The organism is Geopseudomonas aromaticivorans, assembly GCF_019097855.1.
Classification (GTDB): Bacteria; Pseudomonadota; Gammaproteobacteria; order Pseudomonadales; family Pseudomonadaceae; genus Geopseudomonas; species Geopseudomonas aromaticivorans.
This window is the reverse complement of sequence record NZ_JAHRGL010000057.1, coordinates 87,481-102,862: the sequence shown is the minus strand read 5'-3', so window position 1 is coordinate 102,862 and position 15,382 is coordinate 87,481. Positions and strand designations below refer to the sequence as shown.

Below are 15,382 nucleotides of genomic sequence, written 5' to 3'. Positions count from 1 at the left end.
GAAGACTGGCCCGGCGGCAGCGCTGCGCTGCCGCCGGCCGGGTACTCAGAACTGGTGGTTGGCGGTATCCGGGTTGAGGTCGCCGAGGCCCAGCTTGCTGGCGGCCTGCTCGATGGCGCCGGTCTGCTTGACCAGCGCGGCGATGGCGTCGCGCACCAGTTGCTGGCCGGCAGGGTTGTCGGCAGCGATCAACTGGTCGAAGTGCACCCCATCCTTCTCGGCGCTGTCGACCAGCTTCTGCAGGGCCGCCTGGCTGGCGTCCAGGTCGGCGCGCAGGGTGCCGGCGGTCTGCGCGTCGGCCTTGGCCAGCAGGTCCGCCAGGCTCGGACCGCCCAGCACGCTGCCATCGGCGCGGCGGTATTCGCCGAGGAAGACGTTGCGGATGCCCAGTGCGTCGTAGAAGTGCGAGTGGTGGGTGTTGTCGCTGAAGCAGTCCTGCTCGTCCTCGGTGGAGTTGGCTTCCAGCGCCACCTTCATGCGCTCGCCGGCCAGCTCGCCGAGCGACAGGCTGCCCATGCCGAACAGCATCTTGCGCAGGCCGTTCTCGGCCGGCTCGGCTTCCAGGCTGGCGCGGTAGTTGCCGGCGACCCCGGCCTGCCACTGCCCGGCCATGTATTCGAGGTCGTGGACCAGCAGGGCGGTGACGGCCTTGAGGTATTCGCGGCGCCGCTCGTTGTGGCCGCCGGTGGCGCCGTCACCGATCAGGTAATCGCTGGCCGGGCGGTTGCCGGCACCGGGATTGCTGCCATTGAGGTCCTGGCCCCAGAGCAGGAATTCGATGGTGTGGTAGCCGGTGGCGACGTTGGCTTCCGAGCCGCCCAGCTCGTTCAGGCTGGCCAGCAGCTCGCCGGTAATCTGGCTGACGTCGACCTTGTCCTCGCCGATCTGGATCGATGGGTTGGCGATGATGTTGGCGGTGGCGCCGGGGTTGCCGAGGGCCGCCTGGTAGTCGGCGGCGACGTAGTCGATCAGCCCCTCGTCCAGCGGCCAGGCATTGAGCTGTCCTTCCCATTCGTCGACCACCGGGTTGCCGAAGCGGAACACCTCGCTCTGCATGTAGGGCACGCGTGCCGCCAGCCAGGCTTCGCGCGCCGCCTGGAGGGTGGTCGCGCTGGGTGCGGCGAGCAGGGCGTCGACCGCCTGCTGCAGATGCTGTCCGCTGCTCAGGGCGTCGGCGAACACCGCGCCAGCCAGCTCGGCGTAGTGGCCGACCACGGCCTTGGCGGCCGCCGGATCGAGGTGGGCCGCCGCAGCAACCGCCGGCGCGCTGGTCTGGGCCGCTGGCGTGGCGCTCTGCGCAGGGGCGGCGGGCTGCTTGTCCTCGCCGCATCCGGCGAGCGCGATGGAGAGAGCCAGAAGGCTGGCGGCAGCCAGGGGCAGACGGGGCATGAGGCAATCCTTGTGGAGTCGATGGAGGGTAGCTGGGAAGCGCTGTCAGAACATAATGCGAAATATTCGCATCAATGGGAAGGGCTGTCGCGCACTATCGGTCGGGCCGAGCGGCTTGTGCACGATGACCTGTGCAGCATGGCTCGGCGCTGCCGCCATGCCGTCGCTACAATGGTGGCCATTTCACAGGGAGTTCTGCGCATGAGTCTGAGTACTGTCGCCATTCTGGTGGTCATCGTCCTGCTGGCCGGCTATGCCGTGCTGATCTACAACGCCCTGGTGCGCCTCAAGCACGGGGTGGGCAAGGCGTGGTCGAACATCGACGTGCTGCTGCGCCAGCGCCATGAGGAGCTGCCCAAGCTGGTGGAAACCTGCAAGCAGTACATGCAGCACGAGCGCACCACCCTCGAGGCGGTGATCGCCGCGCGCAGTGCGGTGGCCAGCGCCCGCGAGCAGGGCGACGTCGGTGCCCTCGGTCGCGCCGAGAGTGGCTTGCGCGCCGGCCTCGGCCAGCTGTTCGCGGTGGCGGAGAACTACCCGCAGCTCAAGGCCAACGAGAGCTTCCAGCACCTGCAGCAGCGCATCACCGGGCTGGAGAACGGCATTGCCGACCGCCGCGAGCTGTACAACGAGTCGGTCAACCTCAACAACGTGCGCATCGAGCAGTTCCCCGATGTGCTGATTGCCCGGATGTTCGCCTTCCAGGCCGCCGACCTGCTGCAGTTCAGCGAGGCGGAGAAGGCCGACGTCGACCTCAAGCCGCTGTTCGGCTGATGGCCGCGCTGGAACCGGGCCTGCTGGTCGGCCTCGGCATGGCCGCGGCGGCCTGCCTCGGCGGCGGCTGGTGGTGCCTGCAGCGCCTGGCGCAGGCTCGCCTGCTGGAAGACATGCCGACCTCCAGGGTCCGCTCGGCGGCGCAGGGCTATGTCGAGTTGTACGGCGTGCTGCTGGCCGGGCCGGGCGAGCCGTTGACTGCGCCGCTGACCGGCAAGCCGTGCCTGTGGTGGCGCTACCGCATCGAGGAGTACCGCGAGAGCGGCAAGAGCAAGTCCTGGCGGGTGCTGGAGTCGGCCAGCAGCGAGGGCTGGCTGGGCTTCGAGGACGGTTCCGGGCAGTGCCTGATCAATCCGGTCGGCGCCGAGGTGCGTCCGGCCAGGCGCGAAGTCTGGCACGGCGAACGGCGTCATCCGCAGCGCGAGGACCATCACGGCCTGCTCGGGCAGCTGCTGGGCATGGGCAAGCGCTACCGCTACGTCGAGGAGCGCCTGCACGCCGGCGAGCCGTTGTATGCCTTGGGCGAGTTCCGCACCAGCGGCGGCGGCCGCCAGGGACTGGATCTGGCGGCGGCGCAGGCCGCGGTGGTCCGCGAGTGGAAGCAGGACTTCCGCGGCCTGCTGGCGCGCTTCGACCGCGACGGCAGCGGCGATCTCAATGACCAGGAGTGGCGCCTGGTCCGCCTGGCCGCGCAGCTGGAGGCCGAGGACCGGCACCGGGCGGCGAGCGGCGCGCCAGAGCTCAACCACCTGCGCCAGCCGCAGGAAGCGCTGCCGTTTCTGCTGTCCTGCAAGGGCGAGGACGAGCTGGCGCGGGCCTTCCGCTGGCAGGCGGCGGGCGGGGCGCTGCTCTGTCTGGGCGGGGCGCTGGCCGGGACCTGGCTGTTGACCCAGGGCTGGTAGGGCTTCAGTCGCCGCGTGCCGCGGCCGCTACGGCTGGCGGGCCGCCGCGCTACTGCGCCGCGTGGCGTTGAACAGGTACTGGGTCACTTCCAGGGCGGGCAGCGGACGGCAGTACAGGTAGCCCTGGCCTTCGCTGCAGCCGTGGGCGAGCAGGTAGGCCTCCTGCTCGGCGGTTTCCACGCCTTCGGCGATCACCTTCATGTTCAGGTTGTGGGCCAGCTGGATGATGCTGCGCACGAGGGTGGCGTCGTCCTCGTCACGAGTGAGGTCGCGCACGAAGCTCTTGTCGATCTTGATCTTGTCCAGCGGCAGGGTTTTCAGGTAGCTCAGCGACGAATAGCCGGTGCCGAAGTCGTCGATCGCCAGGAGCACCTTGGCCAGACGCAGGCTGAGCAGTCGTTGCGCGGCGCTGGCGACATCCGCCATCAGCCCGGTCTCGGTCACCTCCAGTTCGAGACTGTAGGGCGGCAGCCTGTAGCGTTGGGTCAGATTGGCGATCTGGCGCGGCAGCTTCTCGTTGCGCAGTTGCGCGGTGGACAGGTTGACCGCCATGCGCAGCCCGGCAAGACCCTGCGCGTGCCAGTCGTGCAGCTGGCGGCAGGCGCGCTCCAGCACCCAGTCGCCGATCTCCAGGATCAGGCCGTTCTGCTCGGCCAGCGGGATGAACTGGTCGGGTGGAATGAAGCCCTGTTGCGGATGACGCCAGCGCAGCAGGGCCTCGACCGCCACTGCCTGCTGGCCGGGATTGCTCACCTGCGGCTGGTAGTACAGCTCCAGCTGGCCGTTGTGCAGCGCCTGGCGCAGGTCGTGCTCCAGCGCGCGTTGGCGGCGAATTTCGCGGTCGAGGCTGGCGATGTAGAACTGGTAGTGGTTGCTTGCACCCTGCTTGGCCAGGGTCATGGTCTGCTCGGCACGCAGCAGCAGGCGCTCGGTGCTTTCGCCATCCTCGGGGTACAGGGTGATGCCGAGGGTGGCCTGCAGGCTGATCGCGTGCCGGTCGATGTGCAGCGGCCGGGCCAGATCGTCGAGTATCTGCTGGGCCAGTTCGGCGACCTCGTAGGTCTGCTCGAAGGCGATCTGGATCAGGGCGAACTGGTCGCCGCCCAGTCGCGCCAGACTGCCGAGGCGACGGTCGAGGGCGCGCAGGCGCTCGGCCACCGCCACCAGCAGACGGTCGCCGGTCTGATAGCCGTACTTCTCGTTGACCGTGTTGAAATCATCGAGGCCCAGGCAGAACACCGCTACCCGGCTCTGCGTGTGGCTGGCATCACGCAGGAGCTGCTCCAGCTGTTGCTGCAGCAGCTGCCGATTGGGCAGTCCGGTGAGCAGGTCGAACTGGGTCATGCGCAGCAGGTTGCTCTCCGTCTCGCGGCGCTGGCGGTTGTGACCGGCGATGGTGGCGAGCAGTCGATTGATGCTGTCGGCCCAGCGGCCCAGTTCGTCGTGCTCGTGGCCCTTGGGCGGTGCCAGTGGATTGTGGTCGGGGCGCTCCGGGTCGATGTGGGCGAGGTGCTCGAGCAGGCGAGCCAGCGGGCGGCTCAGCTGCCAGCGGTAAAGCAGGAGCAGCGCCAGGCCCAGCAGCAGCACGCGGGTCATCGCGGTGACGAGAATGAAGCGGCTGTTGGCGAAGAATTCGTCGCGCCGCTCGCTGCTGTCGAGGGTGAGCGCCAGCTCGCCGTAGTGCTCGTGGCGTGGCGCCGGGCCGATCAGGCGCAGGCCGAAGCGCTGCTCGCGGCCGAACAGCTGGTCGCTCAGCCAGGTCTGCGCCGCTGCGCCTGCCACGCGCTCGCGGAGCGCCAGCGGGGCGTCGTTGTCGTCGTCGATGCGCGCCTGGTGGACCCCAGGATGGTCGAGCAGGCCTTGCACCACCCGCAGGGCCAGGGACTGATCGCGACGGTAGGCCGCCTTGATCGAGGCGTCGCGGAACATGTCGAGCAGCTGCGCAGCGTCGCGATCGATGGCCTGGCGTGTTTGCCGCAGGTCGTAGGCGATCTGCGCGCCGCTGAACAGCAGGTCGAGCGCGATGGCGACCAGCAGAGCCAGGCCGAGTAGGCGGTGCGAAAGAGTTTGCCTGGCGTCAGACGACAAGTGGACATTTCCTTGTAGGGCGCTTTCTGCTCGGAGAAGCCGCGCGAAGTATTGGGGAATTGTTCAGGAGGCGTCAAAGGCGAATGGTCAGGGTGCGAAATGGCGCCGCGGGCGGGACGCGAGCTGGGGCAATGGCGTGCAAACGAAGAAGCCCGGCAAGGGCCGGGCTTCTTCAGGTCGTGCAGGCGACTCAGGCGGCGTAGTTGGCAGCCACGAAGTCCCAGTTGACCAGGTTCCAGAACGCCTCGACGTACTTCGGACGCAGGTTGCGGTAGTCGATGTAGTAGGCGTGTTCCCATACGTCGCAGGTCAGCAGCGGAGTGTCGCCGCTGGTCAGCGGGTTGCCGGCGCCGATGGTGCTGGCCAGGGCCAGGGAGCCGTCGGCCTTCTTCACCAGCCAGCCCCAGCCGGAGCCGAAGGTGCCGATGGAAACCTTGGTGAACTCTTCCTTGAACTTGTCGAAGGAACCGAAGGCGGCGTTGATGGCGTCAGCCAGGGCACCGGTCGGCTGGCCGCCGCCGTTGGGCTTCATGCAGTTCCAGTAGAAGGTGTGGTTCCACACCTGGGCGGCGTTGTTGAAGATGCCGCCGGAGGAGGCCAGAACGATCTCTTCCAGGGTCTTGCCTTCGAACTCGGTGCCCGGGACCAGGTTGTTCAGGTTGACCACGTAGGCGTTGTGGTGCTTGCCGTGGTGGTACTCCAGAGTCTCGGCGGAAATGTGCGGCTCGAGGGCGTTCTTCTCGTAAGGCAGCGGCGGCAGTTCGAAAGCCATGGTGATTCTCCGTATCGTCAACAGATGTGAGCATGCAAGGTGCGCGAAGCCGGTTCACGCGACCGGTGTGACGGGGTCGTTGCAACGGCCCTGTCCAGGCCCGTGGGGCGCTGTGAACTCCGGATCATAGCACTGGCCCCAGGGCTTATCCACGCGCCATCTGTGGGGGCAAGGCGGCTGTGCAGCACGGTCGCGGCGGCCGCTGCGCCTGCTCGCCAGATGTGTGCGGTGCCCGCGGCCAGGGGGCGGATCAGCGCTGGCCGCTGCACCGGCGGATCAGCTGTAGACGCGCTGGCCGCGGTAGATGCGCACCTGCCGCTCTTCGGGGGCGGCTGGCGGGGCGGCGGGCTCCGCGGCGGCGGGCAGTTGGCCGCGATACAGCGGCTGCGCCCGTTCCTCCGCGGCTGCCGGCGCGGGTTGCGGCGCGCACAGGCGCGCCAGTTCTTCGCCGAGTTCGCGGGTGCGCACCGAGTCGCTGCGCTCGCAGGCGCTGAGCAGGGCGCTGACGGCATCGCTCTGGTTGAGGTGGATGTCCGCGCCCAATTCATCGCGCAGGCGGCGGCGCAGTGTCTGCATGCAATCGAGCACGGCCTTGTTCAGTTCCATGGGGTCTCTCCCTTGAGCAGCCTCGCAGTAGTGAAGGAAGGGGAGCAATCTTCGTACCAGCTTTGCCGGCTGGCGCCGTGCGGTTTGTGCCCGGTCGGCGCTGCGCGGCGCCTCGCGCCGGCGTCGTTACGGTGCGTTGTTGCACCGCGGCGAGGCAGCCTGAAGTCGCGCTGGCCAGGCGGTATACTGACCGCCATTCCCGTTGCACTCACAGGTTGGGTTGGCATGCGTAACGATTCCCTGGACGAACTGGACGATCTGCCCAGCCTGAAGACCGATGACCGCGAGCCGGCGTTTTCGGCCGACGCACCGCCGCCGCGCAGCCGCGCCATGCCAGCTCCCGCCGCCGCGCGCACGGCTTCGGCCCGGCCGCTGTGGGCGCTGGTCGGCGTGCTGCTGCTGGCCCTGGCCGGTCTGGGCTGGTGGAGTCAGCAGCGCCTTGAACAGATGGCGCAGCAGTTGGTGGCGACCCAAGAAAGCTTCGCGCGCATCAGCGAGGATGCGGCGGGCCGGCTTAAGGACATTTCCGGCAAGGTGGTGGCCACCGAGTCCAGCGTCACCAGCGAGAGCGAGGCGCTCAAGTTGCGCATCAAGCAGCTGGAGACCAAGCTGGCCCAGCTCGGCAAGCAGCAGCAGGCCGCCGCCGCCCAGCAGGAAACCCAGGTCCAGCAGCTCGCGCAGCTGCGCGCCGAACTGAAGACCCAGCAGGCGGGCACCCTCCAGCTGGCGGCGGCGCTGAAGGAGCAGCAGGCCGGCGTCGCGGTCGTGGAGGGGCGCCTGAAGGACCTGGGCGACGAACAGGCAGCGCTGAAGACCGCGCAAGGCGCGCTGGGCAAGCTGGAAAGCCGGCTGGAGAGCCTGGGCAGCGAGGTCGTCGCGCTGAAGAAGCAGGGCAATCCGGCGCAGGCCATCGGCCGTCTCGAATCCGACATGCTGGTGCTGCGCAGCCAGCTGGACAACCGCCCGGCGGCCGCGGCCGGCAGTGCCGAGCTGGATGCCTTCCGCGCGCAGATGACCCGCAACATCACCACCCTGCAGGCGCAGGTGCAGAACCTGCAGCAGCAGCTCGACGCCCGCTGAGTTCCGGCGCGGCAAGGCAAAGCCCCGGCTGCCAATGGCAACCGGGGCTTTTTCATCGCTGCGAGTATTACCGGGTCGGGTAGTCCAGATAGCCGACCGGACCCGAGCCATAGAAGGTGCTGCTGTCCGGCTCGTTCAGCGGCGCATCGGCGGCCAGGCGAGCCGGCAGGTCGGGGTTGGCGATGAACGGGATGCCGAAGGCCACCGCGTCGGCCTTGCCATCGGCCAGCCAGCGGTTGGCCTGCTCCTTGGTGAAGCGCTCGTTGGCGATGTACACGCCGCCGAATAGCTGCTTGAGCTGCGGGCCGAGGCTGTCCTCGCCTTCCTTCTCGCGGGCGCAGATGAAGGCGATGCCGCGCTGGCCCAGTTCGCGGGCGACGTAGCCGAAGGTCGCGGCGCGGTCGGAGTCGCCCATGTCGTGGGTGTCGGCGCGCGGCGCCAGGTGCATGCCGACGCGGCCGGCGCCCCACACCGACACCACCGCGTCGGTGACTTCCAGCATCAGCCGCGCGCGGTTTTCCAGCGAGCCGCCGTACTGGTCGCTGCGCTGGTTGGTGCTGTCCTGGAGGAACTGGTCGAGCAGGTAGCCGTTGGCGCCGTGGATCTCCACGCCGTCGAAGCCGGCGGCCTTGGCGTTCTCGGCGCCCTGGCGGTAGGCCTCGACGATGCCGGCGATCTCCGCGGTGTCCAGGGCGCGCGGGGTGGCGAACTCGCGCTGCGGACGGATCAGGCTGACGTGGCCCTTGGGCTGGACCGCGCTGGGCGCCACCGGCAGCTGGCCGTCCAGGTAGCTCGGGTCGGAGATGCGGCCGACGTGCCACAGCTGCAGGACGATGCGCCCGCCGGCGGCGTGCACGGCCTGGGTGACGTTCTTCCAGCCCTGCACCTGCTCGGCGGACCAGATGCCGGGGGTGTCGGGATAGCCGACGCCCATCGGCGTGACCGAGGTGGCTTCGCTGATGATCAGGCCGGCGCTGGCGCGCTGCACGTAGTACTCGGCCATCAGCGCGCCGGGCACGCGGCCGGGCTCGGCGCGGCAGCGGGTCAGCGGGGCCATGATGATGCGGTTGGGCAGCTCGAGATCGCCTACCTGGATGGGGTCGAAAAGTGTCGGCATGTTCGGTTTCCTTGCTGAGAGAAGTCAGAGTTCGTCATCGAGCCGGCGCAGGAAGGCCTGGATGGTTTCCTCGTTGCGCTTGAAGAAGTTCCACTGGCCGACCTTGCGACTGCTCACCAGGCCGGCGCGCTGCAGGGTGGCCAGGTGCGCCGACACGGTGGACTGCGACAGGCCGGTGCGGCGGTCGATCATCCCGGCGCACACGCCGATCTCCAGCGAGTGCTCCTGATCGGCAAAGTACTGCTCCGGGGCCTTCAGCCAGTGGAGGATCTGGCGACGCACGGGGTGGGCGAGGGCCTTGATGATTTCGTCGGTATCGAATGACATGGCGGTTGCTGTAATGGTTTATCGCGATGGAACGAAATGTATATCGTAATTTCGCGATTAACAAATATTGATTCGTCCCCAGCGATGGGCGGCTCATTCCTTCTGCGGCTTTCGACGGGGATGGCCGCGGCGTTAAGCTGAGCCCATGAACTATCTAGCCCACCTGCACCTCGGCGGCCCGCAGCCGGGGCAACTGCTCGGCAGCCTGTACGGCGACTTCGTCAAGGGGCCACTGGCCGGGTGCTATCCGCCCGACGTCGAGGCGGCCATCCGCCTGCACCGGCGCATCGATGCCTACACCGACAGGCACCCGCTGGTGCGGACGGCCGTGGCGCGCTTTCCCGCCGCGCGGCGGCGCTATGCCGGTATCCTCCTCGACCTGTTCTTCGACCACTGTCTGGCCTGTTGCTGGGACGACTACGCCAGCGAGCCGCTGCCGCAGTTCACCGCCCGGGTGTACCAAGCGCTGGCAGCGGAGGCGCAGCTGCCCGGCCGCCTGGCGCTGATCGCGCCGCGCATGGCCGCGCAGGACTGGCTGGGCAGCTACCGCGAGTTCGCCGTGCTGGAGCGGGTGCTGTTGAACATGCAGCGACGCCTGTCGCGGCCCGAGGGGCTGGACGGCGCGCTGCCCGAGCTGGAGCGCCTGTACCCCGCGCTGCGGGAGGACTTCCGCGCCTTCTATCCGCAGCTAATGACCTTCGCCCGGGAGGGGCGGACGGACTGACGCCGTCCGCCTGGCTGGTGCTCAGGCGGCTTGCGCCTCGTCGGCGGCGACCTGCTCATCGGCGCAGACCACCCCGGCAATCGCGGCATGGGCGCGACGCGCCAGCTCGCTGCGCGACAGGCCGACGCTGGCAATCGGTTCCAGCAGGGTGATCTCCACCGTGGCGCGCTCGGCGGCGAACAGGCGCAGCAGGTGCGTCGGCAGCTCGTCATCGCCGATGAAGGGGGCCAGCGGATCGCGCTGGCCGGCGCGCCGGTAGCGAATCGCCACCGGCTGCAGTGCCGCGCCGCTGTCCACCGCCGCCGCCAGCAGGCGCGGATGGAAGCGCAGTACCGCACTGCCGTCGGAGCTGGTGCCCTCGGGGAAGATCGCCAGGTGGCGCTGCTCGGCCAACTGTTCGGCCAGCTGGCGGCCCAGCTGCAGGCTGTCGCCGGCACCGCGGCGGATGAACAGGGTGCCGGCCTGGCGGGCCAGCCAGCCAGCCAGCGGCCAGTCGCCGACCTCGGCCTTGGCGAGGAACGACAGCGGGCGCAGGGCGCCGAGCACGGCGATGTCGACCCAGGAAACGTGGTTGGCCAGCCACAGCACCGGGGTGTCCGGCAGCCGGCCGTGGATCCGCACCGCGAAGGGCAGGGCAGCGCGCAGGTGGCGCATGAAGCGCCAGGTCAGGCGCTGGCGCAGCGCCATCGGCACGCCGCCGAGGCGCTCGCGCAGCGCGACCCAGGCGGCGAACAGGGCGCCTTCGCCGAGCACCACGAACAGCCGCAGCAGGCGCGCATACAGGCGCAGTCGGCGCATCAGCCGACCGCCTTGAAGTGCCGGGCGTAGCGCGGGCAGAGCTCGTCGCGCTTGAGCAGGATGAATACGTCGGCGACCTGGAAGTCCGGATCCCAGCACGGCTCGCCGCAGATCTTCGCCCCCAGGCGCATGTAGGCCTTGAGCAGCGGTGGCAGTTCGGCGGTCAGGTTGTCCGGCACGTCGAGGAGCGGCAGCGGCTGGCGCGGTTCGGCGCGCAGGTGGTCGTGGCAGAGGTGGCGGGCGCGCAGGCGTTGCATCACCGCGCGAGCCTGGATGCCGCCGTCCTGCATGGGAATGCTGGCGCAGCCCATCAGGTAGCGATAGTTGCCCTCGTTGAGGGCTTCCGCCAGCGCGCCCCACAGCACGGCAATGGTGGCGCCGTTGCGGTACGCGGCAGCGACGCAGGTGCGGCCAATCTCCAGGATCGGCCCCTGCAGCTTGCTCAGGCCATGCAGGCGGAACTCGTCTTCGCTGTAGAAGCGGCCCAGCTGGCGGGCGGTGTGGTGGTCGAGCAGGCGGGTGGTGGCGACCAGTTCGCCGCTGGCCAGATCGCGCACGCCAAGATGGCTGCAGTGGGCGTCGAAACCGTCGCAGTCGAGGCCTTGCTCGGCGCCTTGCAGACGGGCGCCGAACTCCTCGCCGAACACGCGGTAGCGCAGGGCCTGGGCTTCGAGCAGGGCTTCGGTGCCCTGCAGGCGTTCGGCCTGCAGGCGGCGGCTGGGGCTGGACTCGCAGGATAGTGCAATGGCGGACATGCATAACCTCCGGGCAGCCACTGGGGCCGCTTCCTTGTTGTGTGCATGGCCATGCTGGCAAGCCGGGATGTCTGGCTGGTGACGTGGCGGTGATGCTTCTGTGACTGCGGGCGCAACGTCGAGGCGAGCGCTCGGCGTACAGTGCCGTACTGGCGATGAGGCCGGCGTGGCTCTGGCGCGCTTGATGCAGGTCAGTGAACTTGTAACCCGGCCTCGTTAAGCTGGTGCAAACGTAGAATATGAGGTAGCCATGCGTCGCGAGCCGATAGTCCTGTTTGATAACGGCACCCACCAGTGCCTGTGTTTCGATGATCTGGTCACCGGTGAAGGTGTGCAGACCAACCAGTTCCTGATTACCGACAACGAGCAATACATGCTGCTCGATCCGGGCGGCGACCTGACTTACACCCCCCTGTCGCTGGAGCTGTCCAAGCACATCCCGGTGCAGGACCTGACCTACATCTTCGCTTCGCACCAGGACCCGGACATCATCGCCGCACTGGACAAGTGGCTGCTGCACACCAAGGCCAAGGTCATCTGCTCGCGCCTGTGGGCCCGCTTCCTGCCGCACCTGACCGCCAACTACCTGGCCGTCAGCCACGGCATCTCCACCTACGACCGCATCATCGCGCTGCCTGACCGTGGCCAGAGCCTGCCGCTGGGCAACTGCCAGCTCAAGGCGGTGCCGGCGCACTTCCTGCACTCGGTCGGCAACTTCCAGCTCTACGATCCGATCAGCAAGATCCTGTTCTCCGGCGACATGGGCGCCTCGATGGTTGACGATGCCCAGCCGGTCAGCGATTTCGCCGCCCACCTGCAGAGCATGGAAGGCTTCCACCGCCGCTACATGGCCAGCAACAAGGTCTGCCGCCTGTGGGCCGACATGGTGCGCAAGATGGACGTCGAGATGATCGTGCCGCAGCATGGTCGTCCCTTCGTCGGCAAGGCGATGATCACCGCCTTCCTCGACTGGATCAGCCAGCTGGAATGCGGCATGGACCTGATGGGGCCGGCGGACTACACCCTGCCGCGCTAAGCCCACCGGCCTGCTGCGCAACGCCGGCGCCACCTTCGGGGGCGCCGGCGTTTTGCTTTGTGCCGGCTGCGTCCTTGAGCCCCGACCGACGGCCGGCTATGGTGCACGGAGTTCATTGCCGCACGAGGACTCGATGCCCAGCCCGGCCACTTCCCTCCCATGCATGGCGTCTGCGCCATGACCCAGGCGGTCTTTCCCTGGCGCGCAGGCAACCGTTTCCAGTTGCTGATCGATGGCGAACAGTTCTTTCCGCGGATGATCGCCGCCATCGACGCCGCACACCGGCAGGTCGAGCTGGAGCTGTATCTGGTCGAGGCTGGCAGCTGCGCCAACCGTCTGGTCGATTGCCTCTGTCGTGCCGCGCAGCGCGGGGTCGAGGTGCGCTGCCTGTTCGACGCCTTCGGCAGCCAGCGCTTCGGCGCGCGGCTGAGCGGGCAACTGCGCCGCGCCGGCGTGCAGTTGCGCCTGTACAACCTGATCGACTGGCGTCACGGGGTGCGCAACCTGTACCGCGACCATCGCAAGCTGCTGCTGGTCGATCAGGCGCTGGCCTGGGTCGGCGGCGCCGGCGCCACCGATGACTTCTGGTTGCCGGAGCAGGCCGCCAGTCGCTGGCACGAGCTGATGGTGGAACTGGCCGGCCCCGCGGTAGCCGACTGGCAGACCCTCTTCGAGCGCCAGTGGCAGGCCTGCGTCGAGGCGCATGACTGGCGCCCGTACATCCGCCCGCTGGAACACCTGCCGCCGCGGCCACTGCCGGGCGCAGGACTGGGCCGGGTGGCCTATGCCGATTCACGCCAGCACCGCGACATCCTGCGTTCGCTGCTGCGCACCCTGGGGCATGCCCGTGGCCGAATCTGGCTGGCCACGCCGTATTTCCTGCCCAGCTGGCGGGTGCGCAAGGCGCTGCGCAAGGCGGCCCGGCGTGGCGTGGATGTGCGCCTGCTGCTCAGCGGCCGGCTCACCGACCACGGCCCGGTGCGCTTCGCCGGCCAGCGCTATTATCCGCGGCTGCTCAAGAGCGGCGTGCGCATCTTCGAGTACCAGCCGCGCTTCCTGCATCTCAAGGCCGTGCTGGTGGATGACTGGGTCAGCATCGGCTCGTGCAACTTCGACCACTGGACCCTGCGCTTCAACCTGGAGGCCAATCTCGAGGCCCTCGACCCCGGCCTGACCGCGGCGCTGGCGAGCAGCTTCGAGAGCGATTTCGCCGCCAGCCGCGAGATCACCCACGACGACTGGCTGGCGAGGCCGCTGGGGATGCGCCTGTCGCAGCGCCTGTGGGGCTGGCTGGATCGGCTAGTGGTCAACCTGCTGGATCGCTGGCGCTAAAAAAGCAAACCCCGGAGCGGCGGGGCCGGTCCGGGGTTTTCCTGTGGCTTGGGAAGCTTACTTCACTTCCACTGCCAGGCTGTCGGCGATCTTCTGCTTCCAGATCGCCGGGCCGGTGATGTGCACCGACTCGCCCTTGGTGTCGACGGCCACGGTGACCGGCATGTCCTTGACCTCGAACTCGTAGATCGCTTCCATGCCCAGTTCGGGGAAGGCCAGCACCTTGGACTTTTTGATCGCCTGGGCGACCAGGTAGGCGGCGCCGCCGACGGCCATCAGGTAGACGGCCTTGTTGTCGCGGATCGCGTCGATGGCGATCGGGCCGCGCTCGGACTTGCCGATCATGCCCAGCAGACCGGTGCTTTCCAGGATCTGGCGGGTGAACTTGTCCATGCGGGTTGCGGTGGTCGGGCCGGCCGGGCCAACTACCTCGTCACGCACCGGATCGACCGGGCCGACGTAGTAGATGAAGCGGCCCTTGAGGTCCACCGGCAGCTCTTCGCCGGCGTTGAGCATGTCGACCATGCGCTTGTGCGCGGCGTCGCGGCCGGTGAGCATCTTGCCGTTGAGCAGGATGGTCTCGCCCGGCTGCCAGCTCTGCACTTCTTCCGCAGTGATGGTGTCCAGGTTCACGCGACGGGCGCTCGGGCCGGCTTCCCAGACGATTTCCGGGTAGGCGTCCAGGCTCGGCGCTTCCAGCTCGGCCGGGCCGGAGCCGTCGAGCACGAAGTGGGCGTGACGGGTGGCGGCGCAGTTGGGGATCATGCACACCGGCAGCGAGGCGGCGTGGGTCGGGTAGTCCATGATCTTGACGTCGAGCACGGTGGTCAGGCCACCGAGGCCCTGGGCGCCGATGCCCAGCTGGTTGACCTTGTCGAACAGCTCGAGACGCAGTTCCTCGATCTTGTTCTGCGGACCGCGGGCCTTCAGCTCATGGATGTCGATGGATTCCATCAACACTTCCTTGGCCATCAGCGCGGCCTTCTCGGCGGTACCGCCGATGCCGATGCCGAGCATGCCCGGCGGGCACCAGCCAGCGCCCATTTCCGGGACGGTCTTCAGCACCCAGTCGACGATCGAGTCGGACGGGTTGAGCATGGCCATCTTCGACTTGTTCTCGGAGCCGCCGCCCTTGGCCGCGACGTCCACTTCCACCTTGTCGCCGGGAACGATGGAGTAGTGGATGACCGCCGGGGTGTTGTCCTTGGTGTTCTTGCGGGCACCGGCCGGGTCGGCCAGGATCGAGGCGCGCAGGACGTTGTCCGGGTTGTTGTAGGCGCGGCGTACGCCCTCGTTGATCATGTCGTCGAGGCTCATGGTCGCGCCGGTCCACTGCACGTCCATGCCGACGCGGACGAACACGGTGACGATGCCGGTGTCCTGGCAGATCGGGCGGTGGCCGGTGGCGCACATGCGCGAGTTGATCAGGATCTGGGCGATGGAGTCGCGCGCGGCCGGCGATTCCTCGCGCAGGTAGGCCTCGTGCATCGCCTGGATGAAGTCGACGGGGTGGTAGTAGGAGATGAACTGCAGGGCGTCGGCGACGCTCTGGATCAGGTCGTCTTGCTTGATCACGGCCATGGAACGCGGTCCTCTAAACAGGCGGAACTTCACGGCGCGCCACCGCAGGCGGCGCAAAAAAACGGCGCCGCAGTATAGCGCGCGGGCGGCGGTGCGGACAC

Annotated in this window: 15 protein-coding genes; 6 read left to right on the top strand and 9 right to left on the bottom strand. The window is 68.3% G+C overall.

Annotated elements, in window-relative coordinates:
* Positions 1-45 precede the first annotated feature (45 nt).
* On the bottom strand, positions 46-1,389 hold the full coding sequence (locus KRX52_RS16430) for an imelysin family protein (protein WP_217682810.1): 1,344 nt from the start codon (positions 1,387-1,389) through the stop codon (positions 46-48).
* Positions 1,390-1,590: 201 nt separating this feature from the next.
* Between KRX52_RS16430 and KRX52_RS16425 the strand changes: the two genes are divergently transcribed.
* Complete coding sequence (locus tag KRX52_RS16425) at positions 1,591-2,163, top strand: LemA family protein (RefSeq protein ID WP_217682809.1); 573 nt, start codon at positions 1,591-1,593, stop codon at positions 2,161-2,163.
* Positions 2,163-3,065 carry an E3 ubiquitin ligase family protein gene (locus tag KRX52_RS16420; RefSeq protein ID WP_217682808.1) on the top strand — a complete coding sequence of 301 codons (903 nt, stop codon included), beginning with the start codon at positions 2,163-2,165 and terminating at the stop codon, positions 3,063-3,065. Before KRX52_RS16425 ends, KRX52_RS16420 begins: the two co-directional genes overlap by 1 nt.
* 27 nt (positions 3,066-3,092) lie before the next feature.
* On the opposite strand, the gene KRX52_RS16415 is transcribed toward KRX52_RS16420, so the two are convergent.
* The 3 genes from KRX52_RS16415 to KRX52_RS16405 form a co-directional block, all read right to left on the bottom strand.
* Positions 3,093-5,153 carry a putative bifunctional diguanylate cyclase/phosphodiesterase gene (locus tag KRX52_RS16415; RefSeq protein ID WP_217682807.1) on the bottom strand — a complete coding sequence of 687 codons (2,061 nt, stop codon included), beginning with the start codon at positions 5,151-5,153 and terminating at the stop codon, positions 3,093-3,095.
* A 190-nt stretch (positions 5,154-5,343) separates the two neighbouring features.
* Entirely contained in the window at positions 5,344-5,925 is a 582-nt protein-coding gene (locus KRX52_RS16410; RefSeq protein WP_217682806.1) for a superoxide dismutase, read from the bottom strand.
* 276 nt (positions 5,926-6,201) lie between these two features.
* Positions 6,202-6,531, bottom strand: coding sequence for a hypothetical protein (locus KRX52_RS16405; protein ID WP_217682805.1), 330 nt, complete (start codon positions 6,529-6,531; stop codon positions 6,202-6,204).
* A gap of 225 nt (positions 6,532-6,756) precedes the next feature.
* Here KRX52_RS16405 and KRX52_RS16400 point away from each other — a divergent pair, with 225 nt between their 5' ends.
* A complete protein-coding gene (locus KRX52_RS16400) occupies positions 6,757-7,611 on the top strand; it encodes an ATPase (protein WP_217682804.1) in 855 nt (284 codons plus the stop codon).
* Positions 7,612-7,678: 67 nt separating this feature from the next.
* On the opposite strand, the gene KRX52_RS16395 is transcribed toward KRX52_RS16400, so the two are convergent.
* Positions 7,679-8,728, bottom strand: coding sequence for an alkene reductase (locus KRX52_RS16395; protein WP_217682803.1), 1,050 nt, complete (start codon positions 8,726-8,728; stop codon positions 7,679-7,681).
* Between the two features lie 24 nt (positions 8,729-8,752).
* A complete protein-coding gene (locus KRX52_RS16390; RefSeq protein ID WP_217682802.1) occupies positions 8,753-9,055 on the bottom strand; it encodes an ArsR/SmtB family transcription factor in 303 nt (100 codons plus the stop codon).
* A gap of 145 nt (positions 9,056-9,200) precedes the next feature.
* Here KRX52_RS16390 and KRX52_RS16385 point away from each other — a divergent pair, with 145 nt between their 5' ends.
* Positions 9,201-9,779, top strand: coding sequence for an acyl carrier protein phosphodiesterase (locus tag KRX52_RS16385; RefSeq protein WP_217682801.1), 579 nt, complete (start codon positions 9,201-9,203; stop codon positions 9,777-9,779).
* A gap of 21 nt (positions 9,780-9,800) precedes the next feature.
* Here the strand turns inward: KRX52_RS16385 and KRX52_RS16380 are convergent, their stop codons facing one another.
* The gene (locus KRX52_RS16380) at positions 9,801-10,577 is read right to left on the bottom strand and encodes a lysophospholipid acyltransferase family protein (RefSeq protein ID WP_217682800.1); all 777 of its coding nucleotides are present in this window, start codon (positions 10,575-10,577) and stop codon (positions 9,801-9,803) included.
* The gene (olsB, locus tag KRX52_RS16375) at positions 10,577-11,332 is read right to left on the bottom strand and encodes an L-ornithine N(alpha)-acyltransferase (protein ID WP_217682799.1); all 756 of its coding nucleotides are present in this window, start codon (positions 11,330-11,332) and stop codon (positions 10,577-10,579) included. Before olsB ends, KRX52_RS16380 begins: the two co-directional genes overlap by 1 nt.
* Positions 11,333-11,582: 250 nt before the next feature.
* Here olsB and KRX52_RS16370 point away from each other — a divergent pair, with 250 nt between their 5' ends.
* Both KRX52_RS16370 and KRX52_RS16365 read left to right on the top strand, forming a co-directional pair.
* Positions 11,583-12,368, top strand: coding sequence for an oxygen-binding di-iron domain-containing protein (locus KRX52_RS16370; protein ID WP_217682798.1), 786 nt, complete (start codon positions 11,583-11,585; stop codon positions 12,366-12,368).
* A 177-nt stretch (positions 12,369-12,545) separates the two neighbouring features.
* The gene (locus KRX52_RS16365) at positions 12,546-13,700 is read left to right on the top strand and encodes a phospholipase D-like domain-containing protein (protein ID WP_217682797.1); all 1,155 of its coding nucleotides are present in this window, start codon (positions 12,546-12,548) and stop codon (positions 13,698-13,700) included.
* A gap of 57 nt (positions 13,701-13,757) precedes the next feature.
* Here the strand turns inward: KRX52_RS16365 and KRX52_RS16360 are convergent, their stop codons facing one another.
* A complete protein-coding gene (locus KRX52_RS16360; RefSeq protein ID WP_217682796.1) occupies positions 13,758-15,281 on the bottom strand; it encodes a fumarate hydratase in 1,524 nt (507 codons plus the stop codon).
* Between the last annotated feature and the right edge of the window lie 101 nt (positions 15,282-15,382).